We start from the raw sequence: 14572 nt of genomic DNA on the forward strand, positions 1-14572 counted from the left end.
CGTGTGTCAGCCCATGAACTTCTTGAACTCGTCCGGCAGCTCGAAGTCCTGCGGGGCCTGCTGGCCGGGCACTCCGAAGGCGCCGCCGCCCTGGGCCGCCCTGCGCGCGGCCTCCTCCTGCTCCTGCTGCTTGCGCTTCATCGGGTTGCCGGAGCGCTGCTTGCCCTTGGCCTTCTTGGGCTGCTTCTTGGCACGGCCGGGGCCGCCGCCCATGCCCGGCATCCCCGGCATGCCCGGCATCCCGCCGCCCTGGGCCATGCGGGACATCATCTTGCGGGCCTCGAAGAACCGCTCGACGAGGTTCTTGACCGCGCTGACCTCGACACCGGAACCCTTGGCGATACGGGCGCGGCGCGAGCCGTTGATGATCGTGGCGTCGGCGCGCTCGGCCGGGGTCATCGACTTGATGATCGCGGCCGTACGGTCGACGTCCCGCTCGTCCAGGTTGTTGATCTGGTCCTTGATCTGGCCCATGCCCGGGAGCATGCCGAGCAGCTTGGAGATGCTGCCCATCTTCCGGACCTGCTCCATCTGGGCCAGGAAGTCGTCCAGGGTGAAGTCCTGGCCCTTCTTGGACGCCAGCTTGGAGGCCATCTTCTCGGCCTCTTCCTGGCTGAACGTCTTCTCCGCCTGCTCGATCAGGGTGAGCAGGTCACCCATGTCGAGGATGCGGGAGGCCATCCGGTCAGGGTGGAAGGCGTCGAAGTCGTCGAGCTTCTCGCCGTTCGACGCGAACATGATCGGCTTGCCGGTGATCTGCCGGATCGACAGGGCCGCGCCACCGCGGGCGTCACCGTCGAGCTTGGAGAGCACCACGCCGTCGAAGCCGACGCCGTCGCGGAAGGCCTCGGCGGTGTTGACCGCGTCCTGACCGATCATCGCGTCGACGACGAAGAGGATCTCGTCGGGGCTGACGGCGTCGCGGATGTCCGCGGCCTGCTGCATCAGCTCCTGGTCGATACCGAGGCGGCCCGCGGTGTCCACGATCACGATGTCGTGGACCTTCGCCTTGGCGTGCTCGATGGAGTCCTTGGCGACCTTGACCGGGTCACCGACGCCGTTGCCCGGCTCCGGGGCGTAGACGGCGACACCGGCGCGCTCGGCGACGACACTGAGCTGGTTCACGGCGTTCGGCCGCTGGAGGTCGGCGGCGACCAGCAGCGGCGAGTGGCCCTGCCCCTTGAGCCAGTGGCCGAGCTTGCCCGCGAGGGTGGTCTTACCGGCACCCTGGAGACCCGCCAGCATGATCACGGTCGGCGGGTTCTTGGCGAACCGCAGACGCCGGGTCTCACCGCCGAGGATCGTGACGAGCTCCTCGTTCACGATCTTCAGGACCTGCTGGGCGGGGTTCAGCGCCCGGGAGACCTCGGCACCGAGGGCACGCTCCTTGACGTTCTTGATGAACGTCCGGACGACGGGCAGGGCCACGTCCGCTTCCAGGAGCGCGATCCGGATCTCGCGCGCGGTGGCGTCGATGTCCGCCTCGGAGAGCCGTCCCTTGCCGCGCAGGTTCTTGAAAGTCGCTGAGAGGCGATCGGAAAGAGTATCGAACACGGCGCTCGCGGTCCTCGGGGTCGGTGGCAGCTGGGAATCGCCCTCCAGGGTATCCCGGCGACACACGTGGCCGGGATCCCCCGGTCAGCCCCGCAAGGTCTCCTCCAGCTTCCGCGCCACGGAAGCCGCCTCTCCGGCCGAGAGCGGCGCTCCCTTGCCGTCGGTCACGTAGAAGGCGTCCACGGCGTTGGCGCCCAGCGTCGACACGTGCGCGCTGCGCATCCGTACCCCGGCGTCCTCCAGCGCCCGCCCGATGCGGAACAGCAGTCCCGGGGCGTCCTGGGCGCGGACCTCGATCACCGTGGCGTGCCGGGAAGCCGCCGAGGCGACCGTCACGCGCGCGGCGGGTGCGACGACGCCCCGGCGCCTCGGATACGCGGCGTCCCGCTCGGCAAGGCGCCCGGCGATGTCCAGCGACCCGTCCAGGGCCCGTACGAGATCAGCGCGCAGCCTGGCCGCCTGCGGCAGCGAGCCGTACTGGGCGGCGACCCGCCAGTTCAGCAGGAGCACGGAACCCTCGACGCCGTCGGGCAGGTCCTGGGCGCTGAGCTCCGCGGTGCGGACGGTCAGCCGGTGCACCGCCAGCACTCCGGCGACCGCGGGAAGCACGCCCGGCTGGTCCGGTACGGCGATCACGAGCTCCACACCGAGCGGCTCCGGGTCGCCCGAGGGCTGGTCGTCCACGGGCGCCTCGGTCTGCGCGCGCAGGGACAGCACCGGGCCGCCGGTGGCGACCGCCTCGATGGCGAGCCGCTCCTGCTCGGCGGTGGGCGCGGCCTCCTCGGGCTCGTCGAGGTCGTTCCCTGCGAGCACGGCACCCACCCGCTTCACCAGGTCGGCGACGAGCGAGCCCCGCCAGGACGACCAGGCGGCAGGCCCGGTGGCCAGCGCGTCCGCCTCGGTCAGCGCGTGCAGCAGCTCCAGAGTGCCCTGCGACCCGACCGCGTCGGCGACCGAACGCACGGTGGCCGGGTCCTCCAGGTCACGCCGGGTGGCGGTGTCCACGAGCAGCAGGTGGTGACGTACGAGAGCCGCGAGTACGGCGACGTCGTCGCGGTCGAAGCCGATGCGCGCGGCGACGTCCTTCGCGATGATCTCGCCGGCCACCGAGTGGTCGCCGGGCCAGCCCTTGCCGATGTCGTGCAGCAGCGCGGCGACGAGCAGCAGGTCGGGGCGGTGGACGCGCCGGGTGAACTCGGAGGCGCGCACGGCCGTCTCGATGAGGTGCCGGTCGACGGTCCAGATGTGCACGGCGTTGCGCTGCGGGCGGCAGCGCACCCGCTCCCAGTCGGGCAGCATCCGGGTGATCAGCCCTTCGGCCTCCAGCGCCTCCCAGACCTCGATGGTGGGCTGGCCCGAGCCGAGCAGGGTCACGAGCTGTTCGCGGGCCTCGGCGGGCCAGGGTGTGGGCAGGGGGCGCACTCCGGCCGCCATGCGGCGCACGGCGTGCAGGGAGAGCGGGAGTCCGGCCTGTGCGGCGGCGGCCGCGGCACGCAGTGGGAGCACGGGGTCCCGGTCGGGGCGTGCGGCGCGGGCGAGCACCACCTCGCCGTCCTGCTCGACGACACCCTCCGCCAGGGGTGACCTCTCGGCCACCGGCTTGCCGCCGCCGAGCATCGCGCGCAGGCGGGGCCGCACGGCACGCGACCTGAGTACGCGCCCCACCTCGCGCCAGGTGACGTCACTGGCGTACGAGATGACCCGCGCGGCCTCGTAGACCTGCCGCAGGAGTGTGTCGGCGTCGAGCAGGCCGAGTTCGGCGGCGACCTGGTCCTGCTCCTGGAGCGCGAGCCGGTCGGTCGCGCGGCCGGTCGTCAGGTGCAGGGCGTCCCGGACGTCGAGCAGCCGGCGCCGGGCGTCGTCGAGGCCCTCGCGCGGGGCGTCGGCCAGCCAGGAGGCGGCCACGGCGCGCAGGGCGGTGGCGTCCCGGAGTCCGCCGCGGGCCTCCTTCAGGTCGGGCTCAAGCAGGTACTGCAGCTCGCCCTGGCGCTCGGCGCGCTCGGCGCACAGCTCCTGGAGTTCGGGCAGGCGCTTGGGGGCCTGGTTGCGCCAGTCGGCGAGGACGGCCGTACGCAATCCGGCCGTCAGTCCCAGATCACCGGCGATGTGGCGGGCGTCCAGGAGACCGAGTTGGACTTTCAAATCCTCCCCGGCTGTCTTGCGGGCCTCCGCGGGCGTCCGCACCGAGTGGTCGAGGGCGAGGCCCAGGTCCCACACCGGGTACCAGATGCGGTCGGCCAGGGCGGCGACCGCGCCCGAGTCGCTGCCGTCGTGCAGCAGGACCAGGTCCAGGTCGCTGCGGGGCGACAGTTCGCCACGGCCGTAGCCGCCGACGGCGATCAGGGAGACCCCGCGCAGCTGCTCGGCGCCCGCGGTGAACAGCCCCGAGAGCCAGTCGTCCGTCAGTTCGGCGAGAGCCGAACGGCGCGGCGGCCCGGACCACGCCCCCTCTTGGAGGAGGCGCAGCCGGGCCGCCGCATAGCCGCTGGGTCCCGAGTCCTCTACGTCCTTGTGCACGTCCGTGCTCGTCACCCAGCAGCTCCTGTTCTGTTCTTCCGTCAGAGCGCGTCCGGGCCGCGCTCGCCCGTCCGGACCCGTACGGCCGTGTCGACCGGCAGGGACCAGACCTTGCCGTCACCGATCTTGCCGGTTCGGGCCGCCTTCACGATGACGTCGATCAGCTGCTCGGCGTCGTCGTCCTCAGCGAGGACCTCGATGCGGATCTTCGGGACCAGGTCGACGGTGTACTCGGCACCGCGGTAGACCTCGGTGTGGCCCCGCTGACGACCGTAGCCGCTCGCCTCGGTGACCGTCAGGCCGTGGACCCCGAAGGCCTGGAGGGCTTCCTTGATCTCGTCGAGCCGGTGCGGCTTGACGACGGCGGTGATGAGCTTCATGCGTCCACCTTCTTACCGGCGTCGGCGGCCGGGGCCGTGACCGAGGTCCGGGCGGCACCGCCACCCGCACCGCTGAAGTCGTATGCGGTCTCGGCGTGCTCGGCCTGGTCGATGCCCGAGACCTCCTCGTCCTCACTGACCCGCATGCCGATCGTCTTGTCGAGCAGGAAGGCGAGGATCGCGGAGGCGATCAGGGAGTAGGCGAGGACCGCGAAGACACCGGCGCACTGCTTCCAGAGCTGGTCCGCGTTGCCGCCGTAGAAGAGGCCCTTGACCTCCGACTGGCCCTTGCCGCTGGCGAAGAAGCCGATCAGCAGGGAGCCGATGACACCGCCGACCATGTGGACACCGACGACGTCCAGGGAGTCGTCGTAGTTGAACCGGTACTTCAGGCCGACGGCCGCGGCGCAGGCGACACCGGCGATGGCGCCGATGCAGATCGCGCCGATCGGGGTGATCGCACCACCGGACGGTGTGATGGCGACCAGACCGGCAACCGCGCCGGAGGCGGCACCGAGGGTGGTGAACGCGCCGTGGCGGATCTTCTCGTAGATCAGCCAGGCGAGCATGGCGGCCGCGGTGGCGATCTGCGTGTTGACGAACATCAGGGAGCCGACGCCGTCGTCGTTGCCCAGCCACGAGCCGGCGTTGAAGCCGAACCAGCCGAACCACAGCAGACCGGCACCGAGCATCACCAGGGGCAGGCTGTGCGGGCGCATCGGGTCCTTCTTGAAGCCGACGCGCTTGCCGATGACCAGGATGACGCCGAGCGCCGCGGCACCCGCGTTGATGTGGACCGCCGTACCACCGGCGAAGTCGATCACACCGAGCTCGAAGGCCCAGCCGCCGGTGCCCCAGACCCAGTGGGCGACCGGGAAGTACACGACCGTCGCCCACAGCGCCACGAAGAGCGCCCAGGCGGAGAACTTCACGCGGTCGGCGATCGCACCGCTTATCAGGGCGGGCGTGATGATGGCGAACATCATCTGGAAGACGGCGAAGGCGAGGACCGGGATCGTGTACCCGGACCAGATGTCGCCCTTGTCGATGCCGGTCCAGCCGAAGTAGTCGGATTCCCAGCCGATGAGCGAGCCGTGGTCCGTACCGAACGCCATGGAGAAGCCGTAGACGACCCACAGGATGGTGACGATACCCATGCTGATGAAGCTCATCATCAGCATGTTGAGGGTGCTCTTGACGCGGACCATGCCTCCGTAGAAGAAGGCAAGACCCGGGGTCATGATCAGCACCAGGGCAGAACAGATCAGCATGAAGCCTGTGTTGGCCACAGACAGCTTGTCTGCGGCGAGCGTGATGGCGGTTGGTGCCATCGGCGTCTCCTCGTCGTAGGTACGGCCCCGTGCGGGCGAAGCCAGAGCGGAATGAGGGGTGGGCCGGTTATGCGCCATGAGATTGGCGCAGCGCCGTTTCGGTGGAAGCCCCTCATTGTTTCGCCAGGGTGACGAAGGCGCCTTGCGTGTTACGCGTCGATGAACTGGCAGATTTGGGCCACGCCGATCGTTATCGTGGCGCAACCTTCGTAGAAGGAAAGAAACCGACCGCGGTCGGCCTTCCGATGACCTGGCATGGGGGAGCCGAGTCGGGCAGTTCGGGAGGGTCGGCCGCGGCCGGGGTTCTGGGGATTCAGACGGCTTCCGCGGTCTCTGGCAGCTCCACGGCGAGCTTGTCGGTGAGATCCACTACCTCGGCGAGATCACCGAAATCGCGTACAGCCGTGTCGACCGTCTTTCGAATACGAGTGTTCACCCGCTCGGAGCGGACCTTCTTGGCGATGTGCATCGCCTGTTCCACCAGTACGGTGCTCTGCTCGGGCTCGCGTCGCAGCAGGTGCACGGTGGCCATGCCGACGAGATTGAGTGCGTACGACCGCTGGTGTTCGCCGTCCTTGGAGAAGAGCTCCACGGCCCGCTGCATGAGGGGCTCGGCCAGCGAGGCGTAGGTGGGGCTGCGACCGGCGACGTAGGCCAGGTCGCGGTAGGAGTGGGAGTTCTCGCCGTACAGCTCGGCCTCGGAGAAGAAGCGGATCCAGTCGGGGTCCGGGTCGTCCCACTCGTCGGCCTCGGCGAAGGTGTCCTCGGCCATCCGGACCGCCCGCTTGCACTTGCCGGGCTGGCCCATGTTGGCGTAGGCGCGGGCCTCCATCGCATACAGCATCGACTGGGTGCGCGGGCTCGCGCAGTCCCGGCTGCCGTACTGCGCGAGGTGGATCAGCTCCAGGGCGTCCTCGGGCCGCCCGAGGTGGATCATCTGGCGGCTCATGCTGGACAGGACATAGGAGCCGAGCGGCTTGTCGCCGGCCTCCTTGGCCGCGTGCAGGGCGAGGACGAAGTACTTCTGCGCGGTGGGCTGGAGCCCCACGTCGTACGACATCCAGCCCGCGAGCTCGGCCAGCTCGGCGGCGACCTTGAACAGCTTGCGGGTGGTGGTCTCGGGCTGGGGCTCCTGGAGGAGGTCCGTCACCTCGTGCAGCTGGCCGACGACCGCCTTGCGGCGCAGGCCGCCGCCGCACTGGGCGTCCCACTGGCGGAACATCACCGTCGTGGACTCCAGGAGGTCGAGCTCGGGCCTTGAGAGACGGCCGGCCCGGCGGGCGGAGGCCGGGTCGGGCTCCCGGTGCGGGGTGCCGGGTCCGGGGACCAGCCAGCGCTGCATGGGCTCGATGAGGGACGGGCCCGCGGACAGGGCCAGCGAGGTCCCGAGGAAGCCGCGCCGCGCCAGCATGAGGTCGCTGCGCGAGAACTCGCTGAGCAGGGCCACGGTCTGCGGGCCCGTCCAGGGCAGGTCGACCCCGGTCGCGGACGGTGACTGGCGGGCGGCGCGCAGTCCGAGGTCCTCGACGGAGACGACACATCCGAACCGCTCGGAGAACAGCTCGGACAGGATCCTGGGGATGGGTTCACGGGGGTTCTCGCCGTCCAGCCAGCGACGCACCCGCGAGGTGTCGGTGGAGATGTGGTTGGCGCCCAGCTGGCGGGCCCTGCGGTTGACCTGGCGGGCGAGCTCGCCCTTCGACCAGCCGCTGCGCACGAACCAGGAGGTGAGCAGCTCGTTGGGGCGCTTGTCGGCCTGAGAAGAGCCTTGCGCGGCGCCGCCGGCGCCCGTCCCGCTCCCGCTGTTGCCGCCCACTGGAACGCCCCCATCCCTGAGTCCACTTGTCACCGAGTGCGCCAAGCCTTATCAGAATGCCGGTAAATACGGCCGTTCGTCCGGCAGTTGTCAGCGTTCGAACGAGGAACCGACTTGCCTCCGGCATACCCACGAGTGCATGTGCCCCAGGACTCGTGCACTCAAAGTAATCCTACGATCACGCGTCCAGCCATGGCGATCCCGGAAACGCCACCATTCGCCACCCCTTCGAATGAACTCACGGTCGCCTCCACACGATTCACTTGACATAGACCGAGCGGGGATGGGCGGAACGGTGCACTCAGGGGCGCACATGACCCAGCGCACCACCCGGGGCACATCGGAGCGCCACCATCACCCGGAAGAGGAAACGGAGAGTGACTGGACGCGTCCGTCTCGTAACCACCGGCGCGCTGGACCCGTTGGAGGGGGCATGGGCTTCACGATCGGCGGCATTCGGGAGATTCGTTCCGGCACGCGCAGGCGCGGCCGCTCCTCGGAGTGCACCGCCGTCGCCGAGTTCACCGGACTCTGGGGCTGGGACGTCGTCCCGGGCGCGCGCGCCGCGGCCGGCGCCTGCTCCTGCGGCCGCGCGGACTGCCGTATGCCCGGCGCCCACCCGCTGGACTTCGCGCCCCAGGTGCCGGCCGGCGCCACCCTCGACGACGTGACCAAGGCCTGGGCGGAGTTCCCCGGCGCCGCGGTGATGCTGGCGGTCGGCCGGGCCTTCGACGTCGTCGAGGTGGCCGAAGCGGCCGGGCGCCGCGCCCTGGTCCGGCTGGAGCGCATGGGCCTGCCCCTCGGTCCCGTGACGGCGACCCCCGAGGGCCGCGCCCAGTTCTTCGTCGCCCCCGGCGCCGCGGCCGACCTGACCGAACTCCTCTACCGCATGGGCTGGGACGACGCGGCCGGCCTCGACCTGCGCGGCCTGGGCCCCGGCACCCACATCACCGCTCCCCCGTCGGACCGGGGCGGCCTGGGGCCGGTCCAGTGGCTGCGACCGCCGTCCCTGGACACGGCCACGAAGCCACCGGCGGCCCGCCTGCTGCTCGGCACCCTGGCCTACGTGGCGCACCGGTCGCGCGCATAGCCGTACACAGCGAAGGGCCCACCCCATCTGCACCATGGGGTGGGCCCTTCTTCGCTTGCAGAGCCTGTCACTCGCCGATCAGCGCGTCCACGAACGCTTCCGGCTCGAACGGTGCCAGGTCGTCCGCGCCCTCGCCGAGGCCGATCAGCTTGACCGGCACCCCCAGCTCCCGCTGGACCGCGACCACGATGCCGCCCTTGGCCGTGCCGTCGAGCTTGGTCAGGACGATGCCGGTGATGTCGACGACCTCGGCGAAGACACGGGCCTGCACCAGACCGTTCTGTCCCGTGGTGGCGTCGAGGACCAGCAGGATCTCGTCGAGCGGCGCCTGCTTCTCCACGACCCGCTTGACCTTGCCGAGCTCGTCCATGAGGCCGGTCTTGGTGTGGAGTCGGCCCGCGGTGTCGATGAGGACCACGTCGACCCCCATCTCCTTGCCCTCCTTCACCGCGTCGAAGGCGACGGAGGCGGGGTCCCCGCCCTCCGGCCCGCGCACGGTGTGGGCGCCGACCCGCTCGCCCCAGGTCTGCAGCTGGTCGGCGGCGGCGGCGCGGAAGGTGTCGGCGGCACCGAGGACGACCGTACGGCCGTCGGCGACGAGCACGCGCGCGAGCTTGCCGGTGGTGGTGGTCTTGCCGGTGCCGTTGACGCCGACGACCATCACGATGCCGGGCTTGCGCTCCTCCGGCTCGGTCCGCACCGTGCGGTCGACCTCGGTGCCGACCAGCTTCAGCAGTTCCTCGCGCAGCAGTCCGCGCAGTTCGTCGGGGGTGCGGGTGCCGAGCACCTTCACCCGCTCCCGCAGCCCGTCGACCAGCTCCTGGGTGGGGGCCACGCCGACGTCGGCGGTGAGGAGGATGTCCTCGATCTCCTCCCAGGTGTCGTCGTCGAGGTGCTCGCGCGAGAGCAGCGTGAGCAGCCCCTTGCCGAGCGCGTTCTGCGAGCGGGAGAGCCGGGCACGCAGACGGACCAGGCGTCCGGCGGTGGGCTCCGGGACTTCGATCTCGGTCGGGGGGAGCTCTTCCACGACGGGCGGCGCCGAGCTGCCCGGGAGGTCGACCTCCTCTATGGTCCGGCGCGGTTCGTCGCGCGGCGTCTCGGCCTCGTCGCCGACGTGCGGCTCGGCCGGAGGGGCGGTGATGTCGGGCGCGGCGGGAGGGGGCGGAGGCAGCGACTTCTTGCGTCGGCTGCCGACGACGAGCCCGCCGAGCACACCGAGCACGACCACGGCGATGACTACAGCAAGGATGACGGTTTCCATAACGCGTCCAGTATCACAGGCCCTCCACCCATGTCATTTCACCCGATATAGGGTGATTAGCCATGAGCGCCCTCGAAACCCACGGCCTGGAACCGGTCCCCGAGCAGGAGCGCACCGCCCGGACCTGCGACCTGTTCCCCACCTGGGTCGCCGCCAACATCAGCGTACTGCTCCTGACCATGGGAGCGGGCCTGGGCGTGGCGTACGGGCTCAGCTTCTGGCAGACCCTGGCGGTCGGCGTCACGGCGCCGATCGTGTCGTACGGCCTGGTCGGGCTGATCGGAATCGCCGGCAAGCGCGGCGGCGCACCCGGCATGGCGCTGTCCCGTGCGGTGTTCGGCCAGCGCGGCAATCTGCTGCCCGGGGCGCTGATCTGGGTCGCCCGTTGGGGCTGGGAGACGATCAACGCGGTGACCGGCGCGTACGCGCTGCTCACCGTCCTGGACATCCTCTTCGGGGTGCGGGGCGGCACCGCCCTGACCGTCGTGACCCTGCTGCTCTTCGTGGTCGCGACCTTCGCGATCTCGGGGACGGGCATCGACGCCGTACAGAAGTGCACCAGGTGGGCGGCCTGGCTCTTCGGGGTCTTCTCGCTGCTGGTGCTCGCCCGTCTGATCGTCGAGACGGACTGGGCGGAGGTCTTCGGCCGGGGCGCGGGACCGGCGTCGGCGATGATCACGGGCATCGGGCTGGTCGCCGCCGGCGGGATCAGCTGGGTGCCCACCTCCCCCGACTTCACGCGCTATCTGCCGAGGTCGGCGTCCTCGGCGGCGATCGTACGCAACACGGTTGGCGGCGCGGGGCTCGTCGTACTGCCGATACTTCTCATGGGCATGGTCATGGCGTACGCGATTCCGGACCTGGCCTCTGCCCCGGACCCGGTCTCCTTCCTCGGCGAGGTGCTCCCGCTCTGGCTCGCCGTCCCCTATCTCCTGATCGCCCTGGTCGGCACGCTGCTGATCAACTCGATGTCCATGTACTCCGCGGGATTCACCGCGCAGACGCTCGGCTTCCGGTTGCCGCGGCACTGGGCCGTCTGCGTCAACGCGGTGATCTCGCTGGTCCTCGGCGGGGTCCTGATGCTGGCCGCGACAAGCTTCCTGAACACGTTCGTCGCCTTCCTCTCCCTCCTCGCGGTGACCTTCTCGGCCTGGGCCGGTGTCTTCGGCGCGGACATGCTCCGCCGCAGGGAGTACGACGCCGAGGCGCTCCTCGACACGGGCCGCACCAGCGCCTACTGGTACCGGGGCGGCTTCGCCCCGGCCGCGGTCACGGCATGGGCGGCGGGCCTGGGCACGGGGCTGCTCTTCACCACGTCCGACTGGTTCACCGGCCCGCTCGCCTCGAACAACCCGGTCGGTGAGTACGGCCTCGGCTGGGCGGCGACGATCGTGATCTCGGGCCTGCTGTACACGGTGCTGCCGAAACCGGCGGTCCCCGTACCCGTATCCGGCGGCCCCCCGGCCATGGCCATCTGACGTACCGTCAGCTACCGTCCCCCTCCACCGTCACCGTGTGAAGGGGGACCTCCCATGCCCGTCACGGTCGTCCGATTCAACCTCGTCGAGCCCGGCGCCACGCCCGCCTCCCTCAGCGCCCGCTACCGGGCCGCCCTCGACATGGCCGCGTACGCCGACGAGCACGGGATCACCACCGTGCAGACCGAGGAGCACCACGGCGTCGACAACAACTGGCTGCCGTCACCGTTCACCTTCGCGGGCGCGGTGTTCGGGGCGACGAAGAGGATCGCGGTCACCGTCTCCGCGGTCATCGGCCCCCTGCACGAACCGCTCCGCCTGGCCGAGGAGATCGCCGTACTGGACCTGCTGAGCGGCGGCCGCCTGGTGACGGTCGCCGGGATCGGCTACCGCCCGGAGGAGTACGCCCTGTTCGACGTGGAGTGGCGGCGCCGGGGCCGGATCCAGGACGAGCTCCTGGAGACCCTCTTGAAGGCCTGGACCGGAGAGGAGTTCGAGTACCACGGTCGTACGGTACGGGTCACCCCGCGCCCCTTCACCGACCCGCACCCCCTCCTCCTGGTCGGCGGCTCCTCCAAGGCCGCGGCCCGCCGAGCCGCCCGCCTGGGCCTGCCGTTCTTCCCCAGCGCGCATCTGCCGGAGCTGGAGGCGTACTACAAGGAGCGGCTGGTCGAGTACGGGACCGAGGGCTGGACCATGATGCCGACCGCGGAGACGCCGCTGCTGCACATCGCGGAGAACCCGGAGCTCGCGTGGGCGACCTGTGGCGAACACTTCCTGCACGAGGCCCGGACGTACGCCTCCTGGCAGTCCGGCGACATCCGGTCGGCGGTGCGGTCGGCGGCCACGTCGGTGGGCGAACTCCGCGCGGAGGGCGTGTACCGGATCCTGACGCCAAAGGAGTGCGTGGAGCAGGGGCTGGACAACCTCGTCCTGCATCCGCTGGCGGGCGGGATGCCGGTGGAGGAGGGGTGGCGGAGTCTGCGGTTGTTCGCGGAACAGGTGCTTCCGGCACTGGGCGGTTGACCTGTGGCGAAATCGGTGGCCCGGTCGGTGACAACCGTGATCCACTGGGGCCCATGAGTCTGGCGGTGGATGTATTCGTCCGGGCACCGGACGGCACGAGACGGGTGCTCGACGTGCCCGAGGGGTGCCAGGACGCAGCCGGGTTCGAGTCGTGGCGTACGACGGTGTGGGGATCGGAGCCCGTGCGCTCGCTCGGTGCCCGATTCTTCCCCGCGCTGGCCGACGGGGATCTGGAGGTCGAGGCAGGGCAGGTACACGAGTTCCTGCGGGAGATCGCCCTGCTGCGCGCGCATCTCGACCCCCTCGCCTACAGCACGGAGCACCCCCGGACGATCGAGGAGCACCGGCAGCAGATCGGGGAACGGCTGCGGATCATCGAGGAGGCGGCTCTGCGGGCCCTGTTGGCCGGCGGCGGCGTCCTCATCTGGTGACCCCCACACACAACACCGCTGCCCCCGGTCCAGGCGGTTGCCGGACCGGGGGCAGCGGATGGTACGGGGAGAGGGGCAGCGGGGTATGGGCCCTTCCCCCCGGGCTCGCGGGGTGGGCCGTCAGCCCATCTCCTCCAGTGCCTTGCCCTTCGTCTCCTTGACGTACTTGAGGACGAACGGGATGGAGAGCGCGGCGAAGGCCGTGTAGATCACGTAGGTGAAGGAGAGGTTCCAGTCGGCCAGCGACGGGAAGCTCGCGGTGATGGCCCAGTTGGCGATCCACTGCGCGGAGGCGGCCACACCGAGCGCGGCGGCACGGATCCGGTTCGGGAACATCTCGCCGAGGAAGACCCAGACGACCACACCCCAGGACAGGGCGAAGAAGAGCACGAACACATGGGCGGCGATCAGCGCGGTCCAGCCCTGCGCGGCCGGCAGCTTGCCGTCGACCAGGTCGAAGGAGAACGCCCAGGCCTCCAGCGCCAGACCGATCACCATGCCGACCGAGCCGATGAGGGCGAGCGGGCGGCGGCCGATCCGGTCCACGAAGATCATCGCGATCACGGTGCCGACGATGTTGATGATCGACGTCGTGAAGGAGTAGAAGAACGAGTCCGTCGGGTCGACGCCGACCGACTGCCACAGCGTCGAGGAGTAGTAGAACGCGACGTTGATGCCGACGAACTGCTGGAACACCGAGAGGCCGATGCCGATCCAGACGATCGGCTTGAAGAAGAAGGAGCCGCCGAGCAGATCCTTGAAGGTCGACTTGTGCTCGCTCTTCATGGCGTTCTCGATCTCGGCCACGCGCGCGTCGAGGTCGATCTTGTCGCCCTCGACCTCGGCGAGGATCTCCCGGGCCCGGTCGTGCTTGCCGACGGAGATCAGGAACCGCGGGGACTCGGGGATGGCGAAGGAGAGCAGGCCGTAGAGGACGGCCGGGATCACCATGACGCCGAGCATGACCTGCCAGGCCTCGAGACCCATCAGCTTGCCGCGCTGGTCACCGCCGGCCGCGTTCAGCAGGCCCCAGTTGACCAGCTGCGAGATGGCGATACCGATGACGATCGCGGCCTGCTGGAAGGACCCGAGACGGCCGCGGTACGCCGGCGGGGCGACCTCGGCGATGTAGGCGGGGCCGATGACCGAGGCCATACCGATGGCGAAACCGCCGACGATCCGCCAGAACGCCAGGTCGTACAGCGCGAAGGGCAACGCCGAGCCGACGGCGCTGATGGTGAACAGGACGGCCGAGATCTGCATACAGCGGATGCGGCCGATGCGGTCGGCGATACGCCCGGCGGTCGCCGCGCCGATCGCGCAGCCGATCAGGGCGATGGCGATGACCTGGGCCAGAGCCGCTGAACCGATGTCGTAGCGGCCCCGGATGGCCTCGACCGCGCCGTTGATCACGGAACTGTCGTAGCCGAAGAGGAAACCGCCCATCGCGGCCGCCGCGGCGATGAAGATGACGTGCCCGAGATGATCGGGGTGAGCCGTCCGGGCTCCTGGTTCGGATGCCTGTGCTGTGCTGGTCACGTTTACTCCTCGGGCCACCGGCAACGCTGCCGGCTGAAGATAAGTGCAACATGCACGAGACTATGCCTTCAAGTTTCGAAGTCAAAGGCGATCTCGTGTGAGAAAAGAGGCACCCGCGACCGGATATGTGTTCAATCCTTGAAGAGTTG

11 protein-coding genes are annotated in these 14572 nt (G+C 70.1%); 4 read left to right on the forward strand and 7 right to left on the reverse strand.

Going from position 1 to position 14572, the window contains the following annotated elements; genetic code table 11:
- Positions 1-6 precede the first annotated feature (6 nt).
- The 5 genes from ffh to AB0D34_RS20365 all read right to left on the reverse strand — a co-directional run bounded on the left by ffh (position 7) and on the right by AB0D34_RS20365 (position 7598).
- On the reverse strand, positions 7-1554 hold the full coding sequence (gene ffh / locus AB0D34_RS20345; RefSeq protein ID WP_362663258.1) for a signal recognition particle protein: 1548 nt from the start codon (positions 1552-1554) through the stop codon (positions 7-9).
- 84 nt (positions 1555-1638) lie between these two features.
- Positions 1639-4086, reverse strand: coding sequence for a [protein-PII] uridylyltransferase (locus AB0D34_RS20350; RefSeq protein ID WP_362663260.1), 2448 nt, complete (start codon positions 4084-4086; stop codon positions 1639-1641).
- A 26-nt stretch (positions 4087-4112) separates the two neighbouring features.
- Positions 4113-4451 (reverse strand): P-II family nitrogen regulator, encoded by a 339-nt coding sequence (locus AB0D34_RS20355; RefSeq protein ID WP_055725071.1) that lies wholly within the window; start codon positions 4449-4451, stop codon positions 4113-4115.
- On the reverse strand, positions 4448-5782 hold the full coding sequence (locus AB0D34_RS20360; protein WP_362663262.1) for an ammonium transporter: 1335 nt from the start codon (positions 5780-5782) through the stop codon (positions 4448-4450). Before AB0D34_RS20360 ends, AB0D34_RS20355 begins: the two co-directional genes overlap by 4 nt.
- A 313-nt stretch (positions 5783-6095) precedes the next feature.
- Positions 6096-7598: a hypothetical protein gene (locus AB0D34_RS20365; protein ID WP_362663264.1), complete on the reverse strand. Its 1503-nt coding sequence runs from the start codon at positions 7596-7598 to the stop codon at positions 6096-6098.
- A gap of 433 nt (positions 7599-8031) precedes the next feature.
- Between AB0D34_RS20365 and AB0D34_RS20370 the strand changes: the two genes are divergently transcribed.
- Positions 8032-8688, forward strand: a complete 657-nt coding sequence (locus tag AB0D34_RS20370; protein ID WP_362663266.1) for a bifunctional DNA primase/polymerase — start codon at positions 8032-8034, stop codon at positions 8686-8688.
- Between the two features lie 67 nt (positions 8689-8755).
- Here the strand turns inward: AB0D34_RS20370 and ftsY are convergent, their stop codons facing one another.
- The gene (gene ftsY, locus AB0D34_RS20375) at positions 8756-9949 is read right to left on the reverse strand and encodes a signal recognition particle-docking protein FtsY (protein WP_362663268.1); all 1194 of its coding nucleotides are present in this window, start codon (positions 9947-9949) and stop codon (positions 8756-8758) included.
- Between the two features lie 62 nt (positions 9950-10011).
- Here ftsY and AB0D34_RS20380 point away from each other — a divergent pair, with 62 nt between their 5' ends.
- Genes AB0D34_RS20380 through AB0D34_RS20390 form a run of 3 tightly spaced genes read left to right on the forward strand, consistent with a single transcriptional unit; the run spans position 10012 to position 12884 of the window.
- Entirely contained in the window at positions 10012-11427 is a 1416-nt protein-coding gene (locus AB0D34_RS20380) for a cytosine permease (protein ID WP_362663270.1), read from the forward strand.
- A gap of 54 nt (positions 11428-11481) precedes the next feature.
- Positions 11482-12453 carry an LLM class flavin-dependent oxidoreductase gene (locus AB0D34_RS20385; RefSeq protein ID WP_362663272.1) on the forward strand — a complete coding sequence of 324 codons (972 nt, stop codon included), beginning with the start codon at positions 11482-11484 and terminating at the stop codon, positions 12451-12453.
- A 53-nt stretch (positions 12454-12506) separates the two neighbouring features.
- The gene (locus AB0D34_RS20390) at positions 12507-12884 is read left to right on the forward strand and encodes a hypothetical protein (RefSeq protein ID WP_362663274.1); all 378 of its coding nucleotides are present in this window, start codon (positions 12507-12509) and stop codon (positions 12882-12884) included.
- 120 nt (positions 12885-13004) lie between these two features.
- Here AB0D34_RS20390 and AB0D34_RS20395 read toward each other — a convergent pair whose 3' ends face one another.
- Positions 13005-14423 (reverse strand): sugar porter family MFS transporter, encoded by a 1419-nt coding sequence (locus AB0D34_RS20395; RefSeq protein ID WP_362663276.1) that lies wholly within the window; start codon positions 14421-14423, stop codon positions 13005-13007.
- Positions 14424-14572: the final 149 nt, after the last annotated feature.

The organism is Streptomyces sp. NPDC048420, assembly GCF_040651535.1.
Lineage (GTDB): Bacteria > Actinomycetota > Actinomycetes > Streptomycetales > Streptomycetaceae > Streptomyces.